General features: G+C 68.1%; 19 protein-coding genes. 1 reads left to right on the forward strand and 18 read right to left on the reverse strand.

The window, feature by feature from the left end; translation table 11 throughout:
• Positions 1 to 5: 5 nt before the first annotated feature.
• The 18 genes from narI to AC1DW0_RS19795 all read right to left on the reverse strand — a co-directional run bounded on the left by narI (position 6) and on the right by AC1DW0_RS19795 (position 22,822).
• The gene (gene narI, locus AC1DW0_RS19710; protein ID WP_477947516.1) at positions 6 to 701 is read right to left on the reverse strand and encodes a respiratory nitrate reductase subunit gamma; all 696 of its coding nucleotides are present in this window, start codon (positions 699 to 701) and stop codon (positions 6 to 8) included.
• Complete coding sequence (narJ, locus tag AC1DW0_RS19715; RefSeq protein ID WP_056197879.1) at positions 698 to 1,390, reverse strand: nitrate reductase molybdenum cofactor assembly chaperone; 693 nt, start codon at positions 1,388 to 1,390, stop codon at positions 698 to 700. The genes narI and narJ overlap by 4 nt, the downstream gene beginning before the upstream one ends.
• An 8-nt stretch (positions 1,391 to 1,398) precedes the next feature.
• Complete coding sequence (gene narH, locus AC1DW0_RS19720; RefSeq protein ID WP_056197881.1) at positions 1,399 to 2,922, reverse strand: nitrate reductase subunit beta; 1,524 nt, start codon at positions 2,920 to 2,922, stop codon at positions 1,399 to 1,401.
• A gap of 19 nt (positions 2,923 to 2,941) precedes the next feature.
• Complete coding sequence (locus tag AC1DW0_RS19725) at positions 2,942 to 6,733, reverse strand: nitrate reductase subunit alpha (protein WP_477947519.1); 3,792 nt, start codon at positions 6,731 to 6,733, stop codon at positions 2,942 to 2,944.
• An 11-nt stretch (positions 6,734 to 6,744) separates the two neighbouring features.
• The gene (locus AC1DW0_RS19730) at positions 6,745 to 8,082 is read right to left on the reverse strand and encodes an MFS transporter (RefSeq protein WP_477947521.1); all 1,338 of its coding nucleotides are present in this window, start codon (positions 8,080 to 8,082) and stop codon (positions 6,745 to 6,747) included.
• A gap of 178 nt (positions 8,083 to 8,260) precedes the next feature.
• Positions 8,261 to 9,871, reverse strand: a complete 1,611-nt coding sequence (locus AC1DW0_RS19735; RefSeq protein WP_056197887.1) for an MFS transporter — start codon at positions 9,869 to 9,871, stop codon at positions 8,261 to 8,263.
• 20 nt (positions 9,872 to 9,891) lie between these two features.
• Positions 9,892 to 11,157 carry an MFS transporter gene (locus AC1DW0_RS19740; protein WP_056197889.1) on the reverse strand — a complete coding sequence of 422 codons (1,266 nt, stop codon included), beginning with the start codon at positions 11,155 to 11,157 and terminating at the stop codon, positions 9,892 to 9,894.
• Positions 11,158 to 11,284: 127 nt separating this feature from the next.
• Positions 11,285 to 11,950 (reverse strand): response regulator, encoded by a 666-nt coding sequence (locus tag AC1DW0_RS19745; RefSeq protein WP_056197891.1) that lies wholly within the window; start codon positions 11,948 to 11,950, stop codon positions 11,285 to 11,287.
• Positions 11,947 to 13,815, reverse strand: a complete 1,869-nt coding sequence (locus AC1DW0_RS19750) for a type IV pili methyl-accepting chemotaxis transducer N-terminal domain-containing protein (protein ID WP_477947525.1) — start codon at positions 13,813 to 13,815, stop codon at positions 11,947 to 11,949. The genes AC1DW0_RS19745 and AC1DW0_RS19750 overlap by 4 nt, the downstream gene beginning before the upstream one ends.
• Positions 13,816 to 13,877: 62 nt before the next feature.
• Positions 13,878 to 14,093, reverse strand: a complete 216-nt coding sequence (locus tag AC1DW0_RS19755) for a DUF3079 domain-containing protein (protein ID WP_057296394.1) — start codon at positions 14,091 to 14,093, stop codon at positions 13,878 to 13,880.
• Entirely contained in the window at positions 14,090 to 14,758 is a 669-nt protein-coding gene (locus AC1DW0_RS19760) for a hypothetical protein (protein ID WP_477947527.1), read from the reverse strand. Before AC1DW0_RS19760 ends, AC1DW0_RS19755 begins: the two co-directional genes overlap by 4 nt.
• Positions 14,759 to 14,775: 17 nt before the next feature.
• The gene (locus AC1DW0_RS19765; protein ID WP_477947529.1) at positions 14,776 to 15,966 is read right to left on the reverse strand and encodes an NnrS family protein; all 1,191 of its coding nucleotides are present in this window, start codon (positions 15,964 to 15,966) and stop codon (positions 14,776 to 14,778) included.
• Positions 15,941 to 17,038, reverse strand: a complete 1,098-nt coding sequence (locus AC1DW0_RS19770) for a hypothetical protein (protein WP_457391970.1) — start codon at positions 17,036 to 17,038, stop codon at positions 15,941 to 15,943. The genes AC1DW0_RS19765 and AC1DW0_RS19770 overlap by 26 nt, the downstream gene beginning before the upstream one ends.
• A gap of 8 nt (positions 17,039 to 17,046) precedes the next feature.
• Positions 17,047 to 17,379 (reverse strand): metal-sulfur cluster assembly factor, encoded by a 333-nt coding sequence (locus tag AC1DW0_RS19775; protein WP_477947531.1) that lies wholly within the window; start codon positions 17,377 to 17,379, stop codon positions 17,047 to 17,049.
• The gene (locus AC1DW0_RS19780) at positions 17,376 to 17,831 is read right to left on the reverse strand and encodes an Rrf2 family transcriptional regulator (protein WP_056197900.1); all 456 of its coding nucleotides are present in this window, start codon (positions 17,829 to 17,831) and stop codon (positions 17,376 to 17,378) included. Before AC1DW0_RS19780 ends, AC1DW0_RS19775 begins: the two co-directional genes overlap by 4 nt.
• 12 nt (positions 17,832 to 17,843) lie before the next feature.
• Positions 17,844 to 20,111 (reverse strand): nitric-oxide reductase large subunit, encoded by a 2,268-nt coding sequence (locus AC1DW0_RS19785; protein WP_457391964.1) that lies wholly within the window; start codon positions 20,109 to 20,111, stop codon positions 17,844 to 17,846.
• 35 nt (positions 20,112 to 20,146) lie between these two features.
• Positions 20,147 to 20,422, reverse strand: a complete 276-nt coding sequence (locus AC1DW0_RS19790; protein ID WP_457391961.1) for a DUF2249 domain-containing protein — start codon at positions 20,420 to 20,422, stop codon at positions 20,147 to 20,149.
• Between the two features lie 222 nt (positions 20,423 to 20,644).
• A complete protein-coding gene (locus AC1DW0_RS19795) occupies positions 20,645 to 22,822 on the reverse strand; it encodes a LamG-like jellyroll fold domain-containing protein (protein ID WP_477947535.1) in 2,178 nt (725 codons plus the stop codon).
• Positions 22,823 to 23,139: 317 nt separating this feature from the next.
• On the opposite strand from AC1DW0_RS19795, the gene AC1DW0_RS19800 reads away from it, so the two are divergent.
• Positions 23,140 to 24,144, forward strand: a complete 1,005-nt coding sequence (locus AC1DW0_RS19800; protein WP_457392053.1) for a GGDEF domain-containing response regulator — start codon at positions 23,140 to 23,142, stop codon at positions 24,142 to 24,144.
• Positions 24,145 to 24,195 lie beyond the last annotated feature (51 nt).

Here is a 24,195-nt window from a genome sequence, read left to right on the forward strand (position 1 = left end):
GGACCTCACTTCGGCAGGTTCAGGCGGCGCGAGCGCACGACCTGGTAGGGACGCAGGACGTAGAAGACCGACGCCAGCCCGCTCCACACATGCACGAGGCGGCTGAACGGGAACAGCAGGAAGATCGTCATGCCCAGCACCATGTGGACCTTGTAGGGCCAGGCCAGGGCCACGAGGCCGCTCGCGTCGGGGTTGAAGGTGACGATGCGCTGCGCCCAGTCGCTCAGCACCAGCATGACCGTGCCGTCGGCGTGCGCCAGCGAGAACGGCAGCGTGATGAGGCCCAAGCTGAGCTGCACCCACAGGATCCACAGGATGGCCAGGTCGGTGCGGTGGCTGGTGAGGCGGATGCGCGGGTCGGTCATGCGGCGCCAGATCAGCATCGACAGGCCGATGAAGCAGAACGTGCCGGCCACGCCGCCAGCGACGATGGCCAGCATCTGCTTAGTTGCCGGGCTGATGAAGTGCTCGTAGACGGCATGAGGCGTCAGCATGCCTACCGTGTGGCCAACGAACAGAAACAGGATGCCGGCGTGGAAGAGGTTGCTGCCCCATTTCATGCCCCGGCTGCGCAGCAGCTGCGAGCTGTCGCTCTTCCAGGTGTACTGATCACGGTCGAAGCGGGCCAGGCTGCCCATCAGGAAGACGGCCAGGCAGATGTAGGGGTAGACGACGAACAGGAAGTTGTGGACGGCGTTCATGCCTGGGCTCCCGGTTGATGCGCACTGGGCTTGCGCACGATGTGGATGGGCTGCGGCTGCTCGGGCCGCGACTGGCCGGCCGACGAGCAGCCGCCGAAGGCCTCGGGCTCGGCCCAGTCTTCGTCGAGCTCGGGCTCGGGCGGAATCTCGACGCGCTCGGCGCGCTCGCCCGCCAACTCCAGCGCGGCGGCCAGCACGCTGGCATAGGGGCTCTGGCGACGCTTCAACGCGCTGAAGATGGACCGCGTGATGTGAGCGATCTCGGCGAGGAAGTCGTGTGCCTCGCGGGCCGGCTGCGTGCTCGCGTACTCCAGCACCACGGCCAGGTGGTCGGGCAGCTCGCCGGGCGCGAGGTACAGGCCCGCACGCTCGTAGGTCTGCTGCAGGTCGACCATGGCCGGGCCACGCTCGCGCGAGTCGCCGTGGATGTGCTCGAACAGGTGCAGGGCCGTGCCGCGGCCGCGGTCGAAGAGGTCGACGAAATCGGCTTCCACGGCGAAGGGGTCGTCGCGATGAAGATGCTGCAGCAGCGCGCACAGCTCGTCGATGCGAGCCGCCGGCAGCGCGGCCTCGGCGCGCAGGGCCTGCTGCAGCTCGGGCACGGCGGCACGCAAGGCCGCATCCGGGTAGCGCAGCAGCGCGGCGAGCACGCGCAGGCTGTAGGGGGCGTGGGTGGGTTTGGTGAACATGGCGGCCCTCAGATCGTTGCCTTGATGGGGATGGTTCGCTTCTTCTCCGAGCCGAAGAGGCTCGTTTCCGTCACGCCCTCGGAGCAGCCGTTGCCGAAGCTGAAGCCGCAGCCGCCGCGCACGTTGAAGGCGTTCTCGGCGTACTCGCGGTGCGTCGTCGGGATGACGAAGCGGTCCTCGTAGTTGGCGATGGCCATCACGCGGTACATGTCCTGCACCTGGGCTTCGGAGAGGCCGGCCTGATCGAGCACGGCCAGGTTCTTCACGCCGTCCACGTGCACGCCGCGCTGGTAGGCGCGCATGGCCAGCATGCGCTCCAGCGCGCCGACGACGGGCACGGTGTCGCCCGCGGTCAGCAGGTTGGCGAGGTACTGCACGGGGATGCGCAACTGCTTCACGTCGGGCAGCTCGCCCACCTCGCCCAGCTGGCCGGCGTTGGCCGCCGCGCTGATGGGCGACAGCGGCGGCACGTACCAGACCATGGGCAGCGTGCGGTACTCGGGGTGCAGCGGCAGCGCCACCTTCCAGTCCACGGCCATCTTGTAGACGGGGCTGTTGCGCGCCGCTTCCAGCCAGTTCTCCGGGATGCCGTCAGCCCGCGCCTGCTTGATGACGGCGGGGTCGAAGGGGTCCAGGAAGAGGTCGAGCTGGGCCTGGTAGAGGTCCTTGTCGTTGGGCGTGGCGGCGGCCTCAAGAATGCGGTCGGCGTCGTACAGCAGCACGCCGAGATACCGGATGCGGCCGACGCAGGTCTCGGAGCAGACCGTGGGCTGGCCCGCTTCGATGCGCGGGTAGCAGAAGATGCACTTCTCGGCCTTGCCGCTCTTCCAGTTGTAGTAGATCTTCTTGTACGGGCAGCCCGACACGCACATGCGCCAGCCGCGGCACTTGTCCTGGTCGATCAGCACGATGCCGTCTTCCTCGCGCTTGTAGATCGAGCCCGACGGGCAGCTCGCCACGCACGCCGGGTTCAGGCAGTGCTCGCACAGCCGCGGCAGGTACATCATGAAGGTGTTCTCGAACTGGCCGTAGATGTCCTTCTGGATGTCGTCGAAGTTCTTGTCCTTGCTGCGTTTGCTGAATTCGCCGCCGAGGATCTCCTCCCAGTTCGGGCCCCACTCGATCTTCTCCATGCGTTGGCCGGTGATGAGGCTGCGCGGGCGGGCCGTGGGCGCATGCTTCATCTCGGGGGCCGACTGCAGGTGGTCGTAGTCGAAGGTGAAGGGCTCGTAGTAGTCGTCGATCTCCGGCAGGTTGGGGTTGGCGAAGATCTTCATCAGGAGCTTCCACTTGCCCCCCTGGCGCGGTTCCAGCTTGCCGTCGGGCTTGCGGATCCAGCCGCCGTTCCACTTGTCCTGGTTCTCCCATTCCTTGGGATAGCCGATGCCGGGCTTGGTCTCCACGTTGTTGAACCAGGCGTACTCGACGCCGGGGCGGCTGGTCCAGACGTTCTTGCAGGTCACCGAGCAGGTGTGGCAGCCGATGCACTTGTCCAGGTTCAGGACCATGCCGATCTGTGCGCGAATCTTCATTTGCTTGCTCCTCGGGTTCTCAGGGGTTTTCGCCTTGGGCCTGGTAGGCCGCGGCGAGGTGGTCGTCACGCGGGGTGTCGAGCCAGTCCACCTTTTTCATCTTGCGCACCACGACGAACTCGTCGCGGTTGGTGCCGATGGTTCCGTAGTAGTTGAAGCCGTAGCTGTACTGGGCGTAGCCACCGATCATGTGGGTGGGCTTGGTGACGATGCGCGTCACCGAGTTGTGGATGCCCCCACGCACGCCGGTGATCTCGCTGCCGGGCGTGTTGATGATCTTTTCCTGCGCGTGGTACATCAGCGTCATGCCGGGGTTCACGCGCTGGCTGACCACCGCACGGGCCGCGATGGCGCCGTTGATGTTGAACAGCTCCACCCAGTCGTTGTCTTCGATGCCGGCGCTTTTCGCGTCGTCCTCGCTGAGCCAGATGACGGGACCGCCGCGGTTGAGCGTCAGCATCAGCAGGTTGTCGCTGTAGGTGCTGTGGATGCCCCACTTCTGGTGCGGCGTGATGAAGTTCAGCACGATCTCGCGGTTGCCGTTGGGCTTGATGTTCTGGATGCCGGCCGTCGTCTTCAGGTCCACCGGCGGGCGGTAGCTGCTGAAGCCCTCGCCGAAGGCGCGCATCCAGGCGTGGTCCTGGTAGAACTGCTGGCGGCCGGTCAGCGTGCGCCATGGAATCAGTTCATGCACGTTGGTGTAGCCGGCGTTGTAGGAGACCTTCTCGCTCTCCAGCCCGCTCCAGGTCGGTGAGCTGATGATCTTGCGCGGCTGCGCCTGGATGTCGCGGTAGCGGATCTTCTCGTCCTCGCGGTGCAGGGCCAGGTGCACGTGCTCGCGGCCGGTGGCCCGGCCCTGGGCTTCCCAGGCCTTCACGGCGACATGGCCGTTGGTCTCGGGCGCGAGTTGCAGGATGACCTCGCAGGCGTCGATGTCGCTGACGATGCGGGCGCGGCCTTCGGCGTTCACGCCGTTGAGCTCGGCGAGCTGGGCCACCTCCGTCTTGGTGTCCCAGCCGATGCCCTTGCCGCCGTTGCCCAGCTTCTCCATCAGCGGGCCCAGCGCCGTGAAGCGCTCAAACGTGGCCGGGTAGTCGCGCTCGACGACGGCGATGGTGGGCGCCGTCTTGCCGGGGATGAGGTCGCACTCGCCCTTCTTCCAGTCCTTCACGCCGAAGGGCTGGGCGAGCTCGGCCGGCGTGTCGTGCATCAGCGGCGACAGGACGACTTCCTTCTCCACGCCCAGGTGGCCGATGCAGACCTTGCTGAAGGCTTTGGCGAAACCCTTGTAGATCTCCCAGTCACTGCGCGACTGCCAGACCGGGTCCACGGCCGCTGACAGCGGGTGGATGAAGGGGTGCATGTCGCTGGTGTTGAGGTCGTTCTTCTCGTACCAGCTGGCGGTGGGCAGCACGATGTCGCTGTACAGGCAGGTCGTGCTCATGCGGAAGTCCAGCGTCACGAGCAGGTCCAGCTTGCCCTGCGGCGCTTGGGCATGCCAGCGCACTTCGTTGGGCTTGGCGTCGTCCACGCCGAGGTCCTTGCCCTGCACGCCGTTCTCGGTGCCGAGCAGGTGCTTGCAGAAATACTCGTGGCCCTTGCCGCTGGAGCCCAGCAGGTTGGAGCGCCAGACGAACATGTTGCGCGGCCAGTTCTGCGGCGCGTCGGGGTCTTCGCAGCTCATCTGCAGCGAGCCGTCGCGCAGGCCGCGCACGACGTAGTCCTTGGGCTCCATGCCGGCGGCAGCGGCATCCTTCACCACCTGCATCGGGTTGGTCTTGAGCTGCGGCGCGCTGGGCAGCCAGCCCATGCGCTCGGCGCGCACATTGCAGTCGATCAGGCTGCCGGCGAACTCGGCACGCTGGGCGTCTGTCGCCAGTGGCGACAGGACTTCGTCCACGTCCAGCTTCTCGTAGCGCCACTGGTCGCTGTGGGCGTAGAAGAAGCTGGTGCTGTTCATCTGGCGCGGCGGGCGCACCCAGTCGGTGGCGAAGGCCAGCGGCACCCAGCCGGTCTGCGGGCGCAACTTCTCCTGACCCACGTAATGCGCCCAGCCACCACCGCTCTGGCCGATGCAGCCGCACATCATCAATAGGTTGATGACACCGCGGTAGTTCATGTCGCAGTGGTACCAGTGGTTCATCGCGGCGCCGATGATGATCATCGACTTGCCCTTGGTCTTGTGCGCGTTCTCGGCGAACTCGCGCCCCACGCGGATGACCTGCGCGCGCGGCACCCCGGTGATGGCTTCCTGCCAGGCGGGCGTGTAGGGGGCGTTGTCGTCGTAGCTCCTGGCACCCGAGCCGAAGCCGCGGTCGATGCCGTACTGCGCGGCCTGCAGGTCGAAGACGGTGGCGACAAGCACCTCGCCGTCCTGCGTCTTCAGCGTGGTGGCCGGCACGCGGGCGCAGTGGCTGACGCCGTCCTGCTGCGGGTTGGGCGTGAAGTGCTCGCTGGCGCTGCCGGCGAAATAGGGGAAGGCGACATCGACGAGCTCGTGCGCCTGCGCGCCGTCTTCCACGAGGGAGAGCTTGAGCTTGACGTCACCGCCGCCCTCGGCCTCCCTGGCCTCCAGGTTCCACTTGCCGGTGTCGTCGCGGCCCTCGGCACCCCAACGGAAACCGATGGAGCCATGGGGCAGCACCAGGCGGCCGGTGGCGTCATAGGCCAGCGTCTTCCACTCGGGGTTGTTGCTCTGGCCCATCTGGCCGGCCAGGTCGCTGGCGCGCAGGTAGCGCCCGGGCACGCGGGTCTTGCGGCCGTCGGGCAGGGTCTGCTCCTCCAGCAGCACGAGCAGCGGCAGGTCGGTGTAGCGACGCGCGTAGTCGTCGAAATAGGGGCTGCGCTCCTTGAAATAGAACTCGTTGAGCGCGACGTGGCCCATGGCCATGGCAAGCGCCGCGTCGGTGCCCTGCTTGGGGTGCAGCCACAGGTCGGCCAGCTTGGCGACCTCGGAGTAGTCGGGCGTCACCGCCACCGTCTTGGCGCCCTTGTAGCGCACCTCGGTGAAGAAGTGGGCGTCCGGCGTGCGCGTCTGCGGCACGTTGCTGCCCCAGGCAATGATGTAGTTGCTGTTGTACCAATCGGCCGATTCGGGCACGTCCGTCTGCTCGCCCCAGACCTGCGGGCTGGCCGGTGGCAGGTCGCAGTACCAGTCGTAAAAGCTCATGCAGACGCCGCCGATCAGGCTCAGGTAGCGGCTGCCGGCCGCGTAGCTGACCATGGACATCGCCGGGATGGGCGAGAAGCCGATGACGCGGTCCGCGCCGTGCTGCTTGATCGTGTAGACGTTGGCCGCGGCGATCAGCTCGTTGACCTCGTCCCAGGTGGAGCGCACGAAGCCGCCCATGCCGCGCAGCTGCTGGTAGTCACGCCGGGCGCTCTCGTCGCTCTGGATCAGCGCCCAGGCATCGACCGGGCTCTTCGAGACCGCCAGCGCCTCGCGCCAGCGCTTGAGCAGGCGGCCGCGCACCATCGGGTACTTCACGCGGTTGGCGCTGTAGAGATACCAGCTGTAGCTCGCGCCCCGCGCGCAGCCGCGCGGCTCGTGGTTGGGCAGCTCGGGGCGGGTGCGCGGGTAGTCGGTCTGCTGGGTCTCCCAGGTGACGATGCCGCCCTTGACGTAGATCTTCCATGAGCAGGAGCCGGTGCAGTTCACGCCGTGCGTGCTGCGCACGATCTTGTCGTGCGCCCAGCGGTTGCGGTAGGCGTCCTCCCAGGTGCGGTCCTCGCCGGTGCTCACGCCGTGGCCACCGGCGAAGACCTCCTTGGGCAGCTGGAAGGCGGTCAGTCGATCCAGGAAATGGGACATTGATTTCTCCGTTAGCAGGACAGGGGGGCGTGGCGACGGCCGTAGAACCACCAGCAGATGGCCATGCAGCTCAGGTAGAACGCCAGGAAGCAATAGAGCGCGGCCTCGGGGCCGCCGGCCAGCGTGATCGCGCTGCCAAAACTCTTGGGAATGAAGAAGCCGCCGTAGGCACCGACGGCTGAGCACAGGCCGAGTGCCGCGGCGCCCTGGGCCTGCGCTTCGGGCAAGGGGCGCTGGCTCTTCTGCGCCTCGCACACGAAGCCCAGCGGCACCATGCGGAAGGTGCTGCCGTTGGCGATACCGGCGGCGACAAAGAGCAGCAGGAAGCTGGCGCCGAACAGCCAAGCGCCGCCTTCCATGCCGAGGCTGGCCAGCACACCGACGACGCCCAGCGCCAGCCCGCCGAAGCAGGCCAGGCTGATGCGCGCGCCGCCAAAGTTGTCGGCCACCCAGCCGCCCAGCGGCCGCGCCAGCGCGCCGAGCAAGGGGCCCAGCCACACCAGGTGCTGCGCGCCCTCAAAGCCGGGGAACTGGCTGCGCAACAGCAGCGGGCCGGCCGCCGCGAAGCCGATGAAGCTGCCGAAGCTGCCCAGGTAGAGCCAGCTCATCAGCCAGCTGTGGCGGTGCGTGAAGAGCTGGGCCTGCTCGGCCATGCCAACACCGGCCGAGGGCAGGTCGTCCATGCCGAACCAGGCCGCCATGCTGGCAAGCGCGATCAGCGGCAGCCACACCAGGCCGGCATTGGCCAGCCACAGCCCGCCCGATTGAGCGGGCAGGCCGAAGAGGTCCAGCGTAATGACCACCGGCACAGCCCATTGCACGAGGCCCACGCCCAGGTGGGCGAAGCCGGCGCCCAGGCCCAGCGCCCTGCCCTGCTCGCGCGCCGGAAAGCAGGCGCTGATGTGGGCCATGCCGCTAGCGAAGTTGGCGCCGCCCAGGCCGCACAGCAGGGCCAACACCACCATCCATTCATAGGGCGTGGCGGGGTCCTGCACCGCCAGCGCGATACCGCCGGCGGGCAGCAACAGGCTGGCCGTGGACAAGGCCGTCCAGCGTCGCCCGCCGACCCAGCGCACCGCGAAGCCGTAGAAGATGCGCAAAGTGGCGCCGCACAGAGCCGGCAGCGCGCTCAGCCAGAACAGCTGGTTGGTGCTGTAGCGAAAACCCGCCGCCGGCAGGTGCACGACGAGCACCGACCACAGCATCCACACCGCGAACGACAGCGCCAGCGCGGGAACGGCGATCCACAGGTTGCGCAGCGCCACCGCCCGGCCATGGCCGGCCCAGAAATCCGGGTCTTCCGGATTCCAGCGCAGTGGAAGTGAGAGGGTCTTTGGCACGATGGTCATGCTCCGCGGCGGGGGCCCATCTGCCCATCCACCGCAGGTCGGGTAGGACCGGCGCGGAAGGAGGAGGCGGGCAAGTGAAGGCATCGTTCTTTCGGACGAGGCGCGCGCGCCAGGCCTGAAAAGCAAGAAGGCCCGAAGGCGATGCCTCCGGGCCTTTATGAGCGGCCTTTGGCTCGCCTCAGGGGTTCTTGATCTCCGCGCCACGGCGCAGATAGAACCACCAGTTCAACACCAGGCAGACGGCGTAGAAGGCCGCGAAGCCGTAGAAGGCGAACTGCGGCGTGCCGGCCTTGATTTGCTCGCCGATCAGCACCGGCGCGACGAAGGCGCCATAGGCCGCGACGGCCGACGTCCAGCCGAGCACGGGGCCGGCCTGGGTTCGGTCGAAGATGACGCCCACCGAGCGGAAGGTCGAGCCGTTGCCGACGCCGCTGGCCGCGAACAGCAGCACCATCAGGCCCATGAAGGCCGGGAAGAACTGCTCCGGCGTGGCTGAGCCGTAGGCCTGCTGCATCACATAGCCGACCGCGGCGGACGCGAACACCATGACCGCAGAGATGACCTGCGTGACGATGGAGCCGCCGACCTTGTCAGAGATCCAGCCGCCGACGGGCCGCACCGCGGCGCCGACGAAGGGTCCGATCCAGGCGTAGGTCAGCGCAGACGGGGCGTTCGGGTTCTTCAGCGTGTGGGTGAGCACGCCGGCCGCATCAGGGATGTGCTGGAAGCCGAAGATCACCGTGATCGCCAGTGGCAGAGCCATGGAGAAGCCGATGAAGCTGCCGAAGGTGACGACGTACAGCGCCGTCAGGCTCCAGGTGTGCTTGTTGCGGAAGATGGCGAACTGCTTGGCCACGTTCTCCTTCATCGCGCCGAAGGCAGCCAGGCGCATGACGAGCAGCGCCGCGACGATGTCCAGCGGGATGGCCACCCACATGTTCAACAGCCCCAGGCCGGTGGGCGCCGGCAGGTAGAGGTAGAGCATGCCGATGGACGGCACGAAGGCCAGCGAGTACAGGTAGGTGATCTTCAGGAAGGCGACCACCGGATGACCGGCGTTGGGCGTCACCGTCTTCAGGTTGTTCATGCCGAACCAGCACAGCGCGGCCAGCGGCACCAGCGACAGCACCCAGGCGAAGCCGGCGTTCTGGATCCAGGTCTGCGTGCCGGCCGGGATCTTGCCGAAGATCCAGCCGCTGGCCTTCACCAGCGTCATCGGGTCGCCGCTCAGACCGAAAAAGCTGACCGTCATCACCAGCGGGATGACGACCTGCATCGTCGTCACGCCGAAGTTCCCGAGGCCCGCGTTCAGGCCCAGCGCCGTGCCCTGCAGGCGCTTGGGGAAGAAGGTGTTGATGTTGGACATCGAGCTGGCGAAATTGCCGCCGCCCACGCCCGACCACAGCGCCATCAGCTGGAAGGCCCACAGCGGCCAGTCCTTGTGCTGCAACGCGACACCGGTGCCGATGGCCGGCGCCAGCAGCATGGCCGTGGTGAGGAAGATGGTGTTGCGCCCGCCGGCCATGCGGATCAGGAAAGAGGCCGGGATGCGCATCGTCGCGCCCGAAATGCCGGCGATGGCCGTCAGCGTGAAGAGCTCGGCCTGGGTGAAGGGGAAGCCCAGGTTGAGCATCTGCACGGCGATGATGCCCCACATGCCCCAGACGGCGAAGCCGCACAGCAGGGCCGGGATGGAGATCCACAGGTTGCGGTAGGCGATGCGCTTGCCGGTGCTTTCCCAGAAGGCGTCGTCCTCGGGGCGCCAGTCCGCGATGTCGTTCTTGCTCATGATGCGGGTCCTTTCGGCGCTCAGCCGGCGAGGTGGAATTCGGGCGCGTTGCGGCCCATGACTTCGGTGCGGCGCACCTCGGTCCAGTACATCCAGATCAGCGAGATCCAGACGACGCCGTACATCAACATGAAGGCGCTGGAGCGGATGCCGGTCAGGTCCAGCAGCGCGCCGAACAGGATGGGCAGCACGAAGCCGCCCAAGCCGCCGGCCAGGCCGACGATGCCGCTGATCGCGCCGATGTTGCCGGGGTAGTCGTCGCTGATGTACTTGAAGACCGAGGCCTTGCCAAAGGCCCAGGCCACGCCCAGCACGGCCAGCAGCGCGGTGAAGGTGTAGACGTTCAGGCCGATGTGGAAGGTCTTGGCGCCGGCCAGCGTCACGATGGTGAAGTCGGTCTGCGGGTAGCTCAGCAGGAACAGGCAGATCCAGCTCACCCACAGCACCCACCAGGTGACCTTGTGGGCGCCGTACTTGTCCGACAGCAGGCCGCCGACGGCGCGCAGCACGCCGCCGGGCAGGCTGAAGCAGGCCGCCAGCAGCGCGGCCACGCGGATATCCAGGCTGAACTCGCCGACGTAGTACTGCACCATCCACAGCGCCAGCGCCACATAGCCGCCGAAGACGATGCTGTAGTACTGGCAGTACTTCAGCACACGCGGGTCCTTCAGCGCCTTCAGCTGCTCGCGAAAGCTGACGTTGCTGGTGACGAGGTGGGCCGGGTTGCTGTGGCTGAACAGCCAGAACAGCACGACGGTGCCGGCCATGATGGCCGCATAGACCTGGGGCACCATGGCCCAGCCGAAGCCGACCAGCAGCACCGGGGCGATGAACTTGTTGACTGCCGAGCCGGAGTTGCCCGCGCCATAGACGCCCATGGCCATGCCCTGGCGGCTCTTGGGGAACCAGCGCGCGACGTACGGCGTGCCCACCGAGAAGGAGCCGCCCGCCAACCCGACGAAGAGGCCGATGACGAGGAAGTGCCAGTACTGCGTCGCGTAGGCCATCAGCCAGATGGCCGGCACGGTGGCGAGCATCAGTAGCGTGAGCACGATGCGGCCGCCATAACGGTCCGTCCAGATGCCCAGCGGCACGCGCACGAGAGAGCCGGTCAGCACCGGCATGGCCGTCAGCAGGCCGAATTCGGTGGCGTTGAGGCCGAGCTGCTTCTTGATGGGGATGCCGATGACGCCGAACATCATCCAGACCATGAAGCAGACGGTGAAGGCCAAGGTGCTGACGATCAGCACCGACCAGGCCTTGCGGTCGACAGGGGGCGCAGTCATGCGGTTTCCTCCTCAGTGAACATGAGGAGACTGTCCCGCGCAGCCTGCGCGCCGCACATTCACCAGAGGGGCAGCGGGGCACCGCCCGCAGGGAGGACGACGGCCCGGGCGGCCTCGTCCTAAAGAACTACGTGCGTTGCTGCGTGACCAGCACGGCGGCCTGCACGCGCGAGTCCAGGTCCAGCTTGCGCAGCAAGTGCTGCACATGGATCTTCACCGTCGTCTCGGCGATGCCGAGCTCGCGCGCGATGTGCTTGTTGGAATCGCCGCGGGCGATCAGGTCGACGATCTCGCGCTCGCGCGGCGACAGCGTGCCCAGCGGGTCGGGCGGCACGGCGGCGGCGGTGGACGCTGCCTCGGCTTCGTGGCGGAAGGCCGTGGCCAGCTTGCCGGCCATCTCGGCGCTGAAGCTGGACACGCCGCGCACCGCGCGCTCGATGGCCTGGGTCAGCTCGTGGTTGTCCGCCGTCTTCAGCAGATAGCCGCAGGCGCCGGCGCGCAGGGCCGCGCCCAGGTCGGCCTCCGACTCGCTCATCGTCAGCATCAGCACCTGGGCACCCGGCGCGGCCGCCTTCAGCGCCGGCAGGGCCTGCACGCCGGTGACGCCGGGCAGGTGGTTGTCCAGCAGGATGACCTGGGGTTGCAATTCGGCCGCCAGGCGCTCGGCCGCACCGGCGTCGCCGGCCTCGCCAACGACCTGCAACTGCGACTGCGTGGCCAGCAGCGCGATCAGGCCGCGGCGGAACAGCGTGTGGTCGTCAACGACAAGGACGCGGATGGGTTCGGCATTCATGATGTATTGGCCGTCTCGTATTCGGGCAGGGAGACGCGCACCAGCGTGCCGCGCCCGGGTTGGGATTCCAGCGCCACGGCGGCACCCACCTTGGCGGCGCGCTCGCGCATGATGCGCAGCCCGACGTGGCTGTCGTCGGGCGAGTCCAGGGCCATGTCGAATCCACGGCCGTCGTCGCGCACGTCGATCTGCCAGTGCGGCTGGTGCGCCAGCCGCACGTGGACCTGGCTGGCCTGGGCGTGCTTGCGCACATTGGCCAACGCCTCCTGTACCACGTGCAGCAGCTGCACCTGCACGTCGGCCGGCAGCGGTGCGCCGTGGCCGTCCACCTCCAGCTCGGCCTGCAGGCCGCTTTGCAGGCGGAACTTCTGCAGCGTCTGCTGCAGCGCGGGCAGCAGGTCGTCGCCATCGGTGCGGGTGCGGAAATGCATCAGCAGCGCCCGCACGTCGGCAGTGCATTCCTTCAGGCCCAGCTCCAGCTCGTCGATGAGGCGCACGGCTGCATCGGCCTTGCCGCCCCGCTGCGCGTCCTTCAGCAGTTGCAGCTGGATCTTCATGAAAGCCAGGCTTTGTGCGATGGAATCGTGCATCTCGCGGGCCAGCATGCCGCGCTCCTCGGCCACAGCGGCTTCGCGCTGCAACGCCTCGCTGCGCAGGCTGTCCATGGCGCTGGCCAGATGGCTCGCCAGGCTGTCCAGCAACTCGCGGTCCGCCTGGCTGGGCTGGGGCGGGTCGCGAAACAGCAGGTCGACCTCGCCCATCACGCGGCCCTGCACCGTCAACGCCACCGCCGTCACGGCGACGAAGCCGGCCTTGGCGCAGTGCGACCTGTGATCGCTCTCGCGGGTGATCGGAATGACCTTGGCATGAGGCCCGGGGCTGCCGCAATGGCAGGCGCCGGGTGCCACGCAACGCTCGGCCTCGGCCATCGCGGGCGGCATGCCCTGCGAAGCCAGCAGCACCATGCGCTGCTGGCTCGGGTCCAGCCAGCGCATCGCGACGGCATCGGCGCCGGCCGCGCGGCGCATGCGCTCGGCAAAACCCGCGCCCAGGTCGCGCACCGACGACGCCCCCGCGGCGAAGGACGTGGCCTCGTACAGCGTGGCCAGCCGCTGCTGCTCCAGGCGCAGGTCGGCCGTCTTGGCACGCACTTCATCGGCCATGCCCTGGTAGACGGCCTCAAGGCGCTGCGCCATGCGGTTGAAGCCGCGCGCCAGGTCGCCGAATTCGTCCTGCGAGTCCTCGGCCACGCGGGCGCCAAGCGCGCCCTGCTCCAGCGCCTGCAGGCCGCGGCGCAGCCGGTCCACCGGCGCGAACACGACGAGGTGCGAGGCGTACAGGAAGATCAGGGCCGCGGCGATGGCCATGCCGACGAGCGCCAGCTGCACGCTGGACAGCAGCGAGCTCCAGCCTGCCATGCGCGCCTCGACGGCGTCGACGAGGACGTCGATGCGCTGCACCTGGGCCTCGGCCTGCGCGCCGGTGGGCGCCGGCAGGCCATCGACCGCGGTCGACTTCAGCTGCTGCCAGCCCTCGCGCACGCCGCGCCAGGCCTGCAGGGTGTGCTCATCGCGAGGCAGGAAGAGGGGCCGCGCGGGGTCGCCGTCCACCAGCAGCTGCAGGGAGGCGTCATAGGCCTGGGTGAGCGGGCGCAGGGCATCGCTGCCGGCACCGACGCTTTGGTGGGCGAGGCGCCAGGTCTGCATGCGCAGCCGCCCCGCTTCGTTGACCGCCGCCGCGCCGCCTTCGAGCTGCCAGCCTATCCACAGCGTCAGGCCGATCGAGCCCAGCGCGATGCACAGCAAGGCGGCTCCGAGGATGCCGACCTTGGTGGCGAGACGGGCGCGATTCCAGCCTTTGGACATGCGGCGGATTCTGGGCAGGCCGTTCCCGCGTGAGCTTGATCTCGCGCAAGCGCGGCGACGAATCACTCCGCCACCGTTCCCGCTGGCCCGGCGGGTTCGGCCGCGGCCGCAGGGGCGTCCAGGCCCCAGTTCATCCAGTCGTCGCCGAACAGCTCGCTCGGATGCGGCGTGGCCACCGAGCCGTTGCCGCATTGCAGCGCATCGGCCGAGCAATAGCGGTCGCAGCCCCAGCAGATGCGCCCGGGGTTCGCCGGCCGGATCGGGAACCTCCGGCTCACGCGAACGCCTCCGCGGCCTCCGGCATGTGGGGAAAGCCGGCCGCGCCGCGCAGCCGATGCACCGGCCGGACCATGAACACCGTGCGATCACGCCCGCGTTCCAGCAGCAGCGAGCGCACGCGCGCCTGCCACAGCTCGCCGAGGTCTTTCTCGTCCTGAGGCGCCGCCTTACCGGAGGCGAGAAGCGCCACCAGCACATCCAGTTCCGCCTGTCCCGGCAGGGAGGTCGTGTCCACGCCCACGTCCACGGCGGCCTGCGTGTCGAGCCGGGTGAAGCGCAGCGCCAGCACCAGGTCGGGCTTGCTGCGGATCAGGCCGGCCCGGCTGAAGCGCCCACCCAGGCCCTTGAAGCCGGACCCACCCGCCGCACCCGTGAGCATCTGCACCACCGTCGCGACGACACCGGTCCCACCGGAGCGCGCATCGTCGCGGAACTCCACCTTGATGCCGCCGCGCTGCGACAGGCCGTCCGGGTAGAGCTGCTCCAGCGCCAGCCAGGTCAGCCAGTAGGCCGACGCGACGGCCACGCAGGCATGGCCCGTCAGCCGCACGGCGTCGGCGAAGCCGTAGTCGAGGATGCCGTCCTCGGCGCAGCCCAGCACGCGGGCCAGCGGGTCCTGCATCGTGAGGCGGGGGACTTCGTCAAAGTAGCTGGGTAGTTTCATGTTGGGTCTCGTTGATTTCAGCCGGGTCGGCCGTCGAGGCGCGGGCGGGACAGCACCGGCCAGTAGCGCACCGCGTACAGGCCAAAGCCCGCCGACCACAGCAGCGCCGAGGCCAGGGCCGCGTGGACGATCTGGGCAGGCGCGATCAAAGGCAGAAGCACGCGCACGGCGGCCGCGGCGGCAACCAGCAGATAGCAGGCGACCTCGAAGCGGTCAGCCTTCAAGGGCCGACCGGTGTGGCCACGCGCGGTGCGGGTCATCATGCCGATGACGAGGCCGCCGACGGCGCCCACGGTGAGCGCATGCGTGGCCAGCGACGGCATCAGCCAGCCGGCTTCGGCCAGCGCGCGCAGCAGCAGATGCACCGGCACCCACAGGTAGGCCAGGTGCAGCACCCACACCAGCGGCGCACGCAGCGTGCGCCAGGGCCGCCACAACGCCCAGCGCCAGGCGTGGGCGGCACCGGCGGCGGCCGCGAGAACGGCCAGCGGCCACCCGTGCAAGCCCACTGCATCGGCAGCCAGCAGGGCCAGCACGCCGCCGAGCGCCGCCTTTTCGGCCCAGGCGTTGCGGCTCGCGCCAGCACCTGGCACGCCGTTGTTCGTGAACATCGGGATGACGCGCCCGCCCATGACGGCCAGGATGAAGAGCACCACGTCCAGCGCCACCTGGATGCCGAGCCAGCCGGGCACCAAGTCGACGCCGAACTGCGCCAGATGCACGCAGCCGGCGGCGAGCGCCAGCAGCGCGAGCAGGCCGATGAAGAAGTAGTTGCGCCGGCTGCCAGCCTTCACGAAAGGCAAGGCCAGGCTGATGGCCGCGGCCAGCGGGAAGGCGACGTTGGCAACGGCAGCGGCCAGCGCAAAAGGCGTCAGCACCAGCACGCGGGCGGCGACCCACAGCGCGGCAAGCGCGGCAAGCTTCCAGCCGGTGGGTGTGGGCAGGTTGGTCCAGTTGCGGCCGGCCGTGAACAGGAAGCCGACGATGACGGCCAGCGTGAAGCCGAACAGCATCTCGTGGGCATGCCAGATCGGGCCGGCCAGATAGGCGTGGCCCAGCAGACCCGAGAACTGCAGCGCCCACAGCGGCACGGACAGCGCGGCAAACACGCTGGCCAGCAGGTAGAAGGGCCGAAAGCCCAGCGCGAACAGTGCAAAGCCCGCGGGCGCGGCCGGCGGGGGCTCATCGATTCTCAGCAAGGGCATCATGTGTTGGTTTCCGTTGAGCTCGCCAGGCGATGGCTGCTCCAGCCAGCGTCAGCACGAATGCAGCGATGGCCAGCGCGTTGCCGGTGGCACCTGCGGCCGTCAGTCGGGCGTCGAACCGGCCGCCGAGACGCACGGCCAGCGACGCATGCAGCAGCGCCAGTGGCAGGTAGAAAGGCCAGCCGAACGCCAGCTTCACGCGGGCGACGGCGGGGAGGATGACCGGGGCATGGCCGAACACCATGCTGAAGACGAAGCCCAGCGCGAGGCCATGCAGAGCGGCGTCGCGCCACGGCAGGCCCAGCGCCGTGCCCGCCCAGGCCAGGCCGGCAACGGCCAGCCAGAAGTAGCCGGTGAGCAGGCACAGGGCCATGTAGCGGCTCAGCCCCGCGGCGCGGACCGTGCGGCGTGCGATGTCGAACACCGCGAGCCAACTGGCGAGCGCTGCCAGAGACAAGCCATACAGCAGGCCGCCCACGTCAGCGACAAGGCCGGACAACACCGCGCCACAGGCCGCCACGGCCAGGATGGCAAGCAAGGCCGGGCCGGCGCCGGCATGGCGGCGCATCAGCCGCGTCATCTCCAGCCGCTCGGCGGCGATGGTGAACACGAGGAAGCAGAACCACAGCGGCACCACGGCGCCGGCCATCAGGCCGAGCGCGTGCAGCAGGCTGCCGGCCGCCCAGGCTACTGCGCCGGCGAGCAACAGCAGCGTGTGCGCGGCCCGCTGCCGCCTGACCACGGCCAGGTTCACGCCGACAAAGGCCAGCGACGCGCCCGCGGCCAGCCATGCGGCCAGGCCTGGCGCGCCGGAGAGCATCACCAGGCCCGCAGCGCCCGAGGCGAGCGGGCCAGCAAAACCCGCCGGATGCTTCAGGGCCACGGCGCGCTCGATGCCGATGACGGTGCCCATGAAGGCGCAGATCATCAGGAAGGCATGGGTAGCGACGGCCGCGCTCGCCACGGGCACGGCGACCCCGGCTCGCACCAGGCCGCCGGCAATGCCGGCCACCAGAGCCACCACCGCGAGGCCCGCGAAGGCCAGTCGCGGCAGCAGACCCGGAGCGCGTCGCATCCCCTGCCCTACCAGCCCATGAAGGCTTTGGCCCGGTCGCTCATGCGATCGGTCGTCCAGGGCGGCTCCCACACCACCTCGACATGGATGCGCTGGTCGACCGGCACGACCTTGTCGAGCTCGGTGCAGGCGTCGTCGACGATGACGTCCACCACCGGGCAGGCGGCCGAGGTCATGGTCAGCAGCACCTTGACGCGCTCGGCCTCGACGGTCACGCCGTAGACCAGGCCGACATCGACGATGGACATCGCCACTTCGGGGTCCACCACGCGGCGCAGCGCCGCCAGGATGGGTTGCCGAAGTTCCTCCGGCCCTTCGTAGGAATAGGCCATGCCCGTCATGGCGCCGACCTCGCCGGCGCCATGAAGTGCAGCAGCTGTACCAACTGCTGACGGTTGGCCGTGATGTCGGCCAGCGTGTAGCGGTCCAGCACGGCGTGAAAGGCCTGCACCGCCTCGCCCAGCACGCCCTTGAGCCGGCAGTGGCTGACGATGGCGCAATGGCTGGCCTCGGCCGAGAAGCACTCGGCCGGCAGGGCCTGGCCCTCGGTGTCGCGCACCACCTCGCCGATGCGGATCTGCGCCGCCGGCCGGGCCAGCGTGAGGCCGCCGCCCTTGCCGCGCACGGTGCTCACCCAGCCGCGCTTGGCCAGGTGGTGCACGACCTTGGTGAGGTGGTTGGCCTTCACGTCGAAGGCCGCGCAGATCTCGCCCACCGTGGCCCGCCGGTCGGGCTCGGCGGCCAGGAACATCAGCACGCGCAGGCTGTAGTCGGTGAAGGCGGTGAGTCTCATCTTTCAATCCTTTCAGCGCCCACGGGCCGGGGCGGCGCCTGCAGGCAGGCGGTCCGCCGCGGGGCGGCGCAGCAGGTACAGCGCATACACGGCCAGGAAGACGCTGCCCGCGGCGAACACGATGTCACCCGGCACACGCAGCCACACCAGCGTCTCCATCACCTTGGAGTGGATGACCTCCGGCGAGCGGGCGTACCACAGGCCCTTCGTGATGCTCTGGTAGGCCTGGTAGATGCCAGCCGGCAGCAGCGACAGGAAGACCATCATCGCCAGGCCGATGTTCAGGCTCCAGAAGGCGGGCTTGAGGAATCGGTCGGCATGCAGCGCCCGGTCGTACAGCCCGCGCAGGCAGAACAGCATCAGGCCGATGCCCAGCATGCCGTAGACGCCGAACAGCGCCGCGTGGCCGTGGGCCGCCGTCATGTTCAGGCCCTGCACGTAGTACAGCGAGGCCGGCGGGTTGATGGCGAAGCCCAACAGGCCGGCGCCCACCGTGTTCCAGAAGCCCACGGCGACGAAGGACAGGATGACCCACTTGTAGGCGCCCAGCCAGGCCACGCCCTTGGCGCGGCGGTAGGTCTGCAGCGCTTCCAGGCCGATCAGCGTCAGCGGCACCACCTCCAGTGCGGAGAACACCGAGCCGACTGCGATGACCGACGTGGGCGTACCCGTCCAGTACAGATGGTGCAGCGTGCCCAGGATGCCGCCGAACAGGAAGACGATGGTCTCCGCGACGATGGCGCGGTTGGCGGAGGCCGCACGCACCAGGCCCAGGTTGGTGAAGATCAGCGCGACGACGGCCGTGGCGAAGACCTCGAAGAAGCCCTCGACCCACAGGTGCACCAGCCACCAGCGCCAGTACTCGACCATCGAGTAGTGGGTGTGCTGGCCCCAGGTCAGCGAGCTCGCGTAAAAGCCGCCGATGCAGGTCGCCGACAGGAAGACCATGGCGATGAGGCCACGGGTTTCCGAAGGCCGCTTGAGCGCCGGCCACAGCGCACGGCCGAGCAGGAAGACCCAGAACAGCAGGCCAACGAAGAGCAGGATCTGCCAGAAGCGGCCCATGCTCGTGAATTCCAGGCCCTGGTTGCCGAACCAGAAGCTGAAGTCCAGCCCGCGGTGCTGCAGCGTGCCGAGCCAGCCGGTGATCGTCGAGCCGAGCACGACGACGATGAGGGCCCAGAACAGCGCATCGACGCCGAGCTTCTGCAGCCTGGGTTCGGCGCCCGATAGCAGCGGCGCGACGTACAGGCCCGTGGCCAGCCAGGCAGTCGCGATCCAGAAAATGCCGATCTGCGTGTGGATGGTGCGGGTGACGGTGTACGGCAGGATCTGCGCCAGTGGGATGCCGAAGAAGGCCTGGCCTTCCACCGCATAGTGGGCGGTGATGGCGCCCATGCCGATCTGCAGCAGCATCAGGCCGATGACGACGAAGAAGTATTTGCGCGTGGCCTTCATCGACGGTGTGGCCTTGGCGCCGAGCAGCGGGTCGGCCTTGGGCACGACGGCGAGCTCTTCGTCGCCCTGGTGCAGCCACAGCATCGCGGCGATGCCGGCCAGCAGCAGCACGATGCTGACCATCGACCACATCGCGGCCGACGTGCTCATCGTGTTGCCGACCAGCGGTTCGTGCGGCCAGTTGCTGGTGTAGGACAGACCGGCCTCGCCAGGGCGATCCGTCACGGCCGCCCAGGCCGACCAGAAGAAGAAGGCCGCCAGCGCCTTGCGGTGCTCGGCTTCGGGCAAGGCGCCGGCCGTCATCGCGTATTGGTCGCGCAGCTTGTCCAGCGCCGGTTCGGTGCCGAACAGGCCGTCGTAGTGCGAAGCGACTTCACGGATGGCCTGGGCGCGGGCGGCGGTGACGCGCACATCGCCGCTGCTCTCTTCGTAGGTGTTGCGGCGCATTTCATCGCGCACCAGCTGGTCGACGGCGGCGCGCTGCGCGTCGCTGACCGTCAGGCCGCTTTGCTGCTGTTCGGCCAGGCGCCGGGCCTTCAGGGCCACCGCCTCGCGATGCAGCCAGTCGGCCGACCAGTCCGGCGCGACATAGGCGCCATGCCCCCAGACCGTGCCGAGCTGCTGGCCGCCGGCCGACAGCCAAGCCTGCTGGCCGAGCTGGATCTGCTCGCCGGTGAACAACAGCTCGCCGTCGGCGCTGACCACCCGGTTCGGGATGGGTGGAGCGGAAAGATAGATCTGCCAGCCCAGGTAGCCCAGGGCGCCGAACGACAGCACGAAGATGAGCCCCAGCCAGCGCCAGAGATTGCTACGGGATTTCATGGTGATTTCCTTGGAACGCCAGGAACAGTTGAACGTCAGGCGCCGCCGCAAGCGCCGCAGCACGTGCCGCGCGCAGAGCCAAGCCTTGTGACTCGCGCCCGCCAGAAGTCCGGGCCGCGGTCGACGCTCTGCCAGCTGAACATCCCGGGCCTGTGAACGTTGAGCAGGGCCTCCAGCGAGCCGGGCTCCCCGTCCATCAACAGCTCCAGCGTTTCGTTGGCGGCCAGGACGTGAAGCTTGGCGACGATCGCTGGGGCGCGGTCACTCATTGCGAATCCGCGAGAGTCGAACTGAAGGGAAGGGACTGACATGGGCGCCTCTAAAGATGCATTTTTGATGCATCAAATTCTAGAAACGCCGCCGTGACGCGGTTTGACATAGATCAAATGCCAGCGTCCGGAGCCGGCTGTCGGCAGTGACCTGTCGCGAGCCAGCCGCCCAGCAGCTGCCCTGCCGGGCCGGGTACCGGCGCCGGTGAGCACTGCGGGAATGAGGCGCACGCGCACGGCGCGCCGGTGCGCCCCCGCCGACCGCTACTTCGCCAGAGCCGCGATTTCGGCGGCGCTCAAGGCCCCCGCTTCGATGCGGAAGCCCTGGATGCGGCCGTTGAATGACGCATGGCCCCAGTCGCGCCCGAGGAAGGCCACCTGGTCGCCGACCTGGCGCGGCGACAGCATCATGGCGTCGGACCTCGCCACCTCTGTGCCGTCGACATAGAGCCGGCCAGTGGTGCCCTTGAGCGTGACGGCCAGATGGACCCAGCGGCGAATGGGCATGAACCACGGCGCGACCAGGTTCTGCTCGTCGTTGAACCCCGCGCCGGTGATGGCGAACTGCAGCCCCACGCGGCCCTTGGGCACGAGGCGCATGTAGGAAAACCCGTCGTGCCCGGCGAAGAACAGGCAGCTGTCCGTGCGCAGTGAATTGGCATTGGCCCACAGGGACAAGGTGAAGTCGCCCAGGCCGCTGAACAGCCCCTCGGGCAGCTGCAGGCCGGCCGACTTGCCGTCGAAGACGATGGCCTTGTCGTTCAGCCGCCCGTCGCCCCAGGTCGCGCCGTCCAGCAGCTCGCCCGCGACGGCCTTCCACTGGCCGGCGGGAGTCTGCAACGCGCCGATGGTGCCCGTGCCGTTGCTGCCATTCAGCGGCATCGAGAAGCGCCGCTCGCCGGGCACGGCGGCCCGCACCGCGGTGGAGGCGGCGCTGGCGCTGGCGCTGCCCAGGGCGGTGACCTGGTAGAACCAGACGCCCTTGGGCGGCGTGTCCGTGTGGGTGAGGAGTTGGTCGGCGGCGACGGTCGTCAGATGGGTGAAGGGCCCGTTGGCACGGGCGGCCCGCTTGACCACATAGGACGTCGCACCGACGCTGCCCCACCACGACAGCACGACGCGACCGTCGTGCACCGGGGACGTGAGGCCGGAGGGCGCCTTCATCGGCCCGGCATAGGCGGGCCGGCGCTGCGTCAGCGTCGGGTACACCATGTCGTCGCCATTGCCCGACCCGTAATTCGGCTCGCACAGGGGCAGCATGCGCGCAACGTTGGGCGCCGCCAGCCCCATGCGGTTCACGTAGTGGTTGTAGATGGGTTCCCAGGCGTTGCGGTAGTTCTGGAAGGACTGGTTGACCTCCGTCCACCGCGCCGTATGGGGCTGCGAGGGGTTGTGTTCCGGCGCGTACGGCACGGCGTAGACGTTGCCGTTCTCGTCCTTGAGGTTGGAGCGCGCCACGTACTCGGCCGCCGCGAGGAAGCGGTTGTTGTACATGCCGTAGAGGTCGTCACCCTGGTTCCAGGCCATCTCCAGCAGGTCGCCGCCGAGCGACATCCCCAGCGTCGAATGCCCCTGGTCGCGCCCGCTCTCCTCCCACTGCCCGAAATGACCCGGGTGCATGAAGTACACGCTGTGCACGATGGAGCCATTGCCGAACATGGCCAGCTCGCCCTGGTTGTTGCCCGCGTAGTAGTCGCAGGCCTGCCTGTACAACTCGGGCCGGTCGCAGAACACGCCGATGGCCATGGCGCCACACAGCGAGGCCATGTCCCAGTTGGCATGCGAGCCGAGGGAGACCTTCTTGAGAAACCCCGAGCAGATGCTGCCGAACACATCCAGCAGCATCTGCTGGAAGCGTGCCAGGCTCGCCGGCGCCCAACCGGGGTAGCTGCGCATCACCTCGCCGATCTGGGCAAACTGGTGGCCTTGCATGCCGGCCATCAGGATGTAGGTGTGATCGTCAGGGGCGGTCGATCCTTCGGCCTTGGTCGCGACCAATTTCAGCGTTTGCGCCCAGGCATCCAGGGTCTCCACCGCCTTGTCGGCATAGCGGGGGTCGTCCGACAGCTTCCAGCGCAGTGCCAGGCACCAGGCACGCTGGATGTCGCGGTACAGCGAGGCCTTGCTTCTGTCCTGGCGGTAGACCGCCGGCAGCGCGCTCGGCCAGGCGTCCAGTGAAGTGAGGCGGTCGGCACACAGCTTGTTCCACCAGCCCGCCCAGGGCTGCTCGCCGGCCGCGATATGACCACGGATGCGCTTGAAGTCGTCCTCCGTGACCAACAGGCCGGCGTGGCGGAAGACGCCGCTGGCCGAGGCGGGCACCGGGCGGGTCTCGGCGAGCGCCGGCGCGCTGGACAGCAACGGCAGGGCGGGCAGCAGGCCCAGGCCTGCAAGCAGGGAGCGCCGGGCGAGGGCGGGATGCGGGTCGTGCGTAGCGGTCATCAGGTCCTTCAAACTGCGTTGAATGCCGCGGGCCCATGCACCGCGGTCAGCGCGCGTTTGTAGGGGCTGCGCCCCAAGAAATCGTGGCGGGAACCCCGCTACGGGGTTCTTTTACGGAACGTTTCAGCTCGGGTATCCAAGTGGTTGCCCTCGGTAGCGCATCGAAGCGAACACTCGCCGCTCTGCCGCGGCGCGATCTTTGGGATCACCGCCTTGCGTCGCTTCTCGCTCTCGGTGCGGAATTCGACGGCAGCCATCAGTAACGTATTGAAAAATTCTTATCCTGAGCTACATCCTTGGCTCTGGCTCTTGCTAACGTGTATAGACAGTGTTTTCGGGAGCTAGCGCTGCCTACCCGCGACATCGCCTTCGTTCTTCATGTCGATGACCATCCTGACAGCTTGTCCACGACCAAGCTGATCTTGGATCGCCCAGGCGTTGAGGTTGTATCTGCGCTGTCGGCAGCGGTGGCGTTGGAGTTACTGCGTCAATATGAGTTCGCCTTGGCGTTGATCGACGTCAACATGCCTGGCGTAGATGGTTTCGAGCTCGCCGCGGCAATGCGCGGCGATGAACGCACAAATGAGGTGCCCATCATTTTTTTGACCGGGGCCAGCATCGACACCGAGCGAACGTTTCAGGGCTATGAAACTGGTGCGGTTGACTTTCTGATGAAGCCGGTTCCGCCGCTTGTGATGCAGAGCAAGGTGGCAGCCTTCGTAGCGCTGTACCTGCAGCGCAAGTCGCTGCGCGACGAGAAGGATGACCTCGAGCGGTTGCTACGGGCCAACCAGCGCATGGCGGCCGAACTGGCGCACGCACACGAACTTGCGGTCCAGGCAGCATTTACTGATGAACTGACAGGTGTCCCGAACCGGCGCCATATTTTGAAGCTTGCCGCTAGCGCTCTCGCGGACCCACGCCGGCATTCGCATCCCGTCTGCGTGGCGTTGCTGGATCTGGATCACTTCAAGAAAGTCAACGACACACACGGCCACGCCGGCGGAGATGCAGTACTGCGTCATTTCTGCGAGCACATTCGCACCCACTTGCGATCCGGCCAATCTCTCGGGCGAGTCGGCGGTGAAGAGTTCTTGCTTCTGCTGCCGGGCACGGAGTTGGCTGACGCCTGCACGGCACTTGAACGCGTGCGCAGCACCATGGGGCCGACCGCGGGCATCTCCTTCACCTTCTCCGCGGGTGTCGCGCAAGCTCGCCCGGATGAGACGTTGGACTGCGTGCTCGAGCGCGCTGATGATGCGCTCTATCTTTCGAAGGAACGCGGTCGGGACTGCACCACCAGCGAGCTGATGAGCCTTTGAGTTAGGTTGGCCTTTGAGCAGCTCGCCTGGCCGAATGACTACCAAGTCGCG

The sequence above is a fragment of the Roseateles sp. P4_D2 genome (assembly GCF_056401875.1).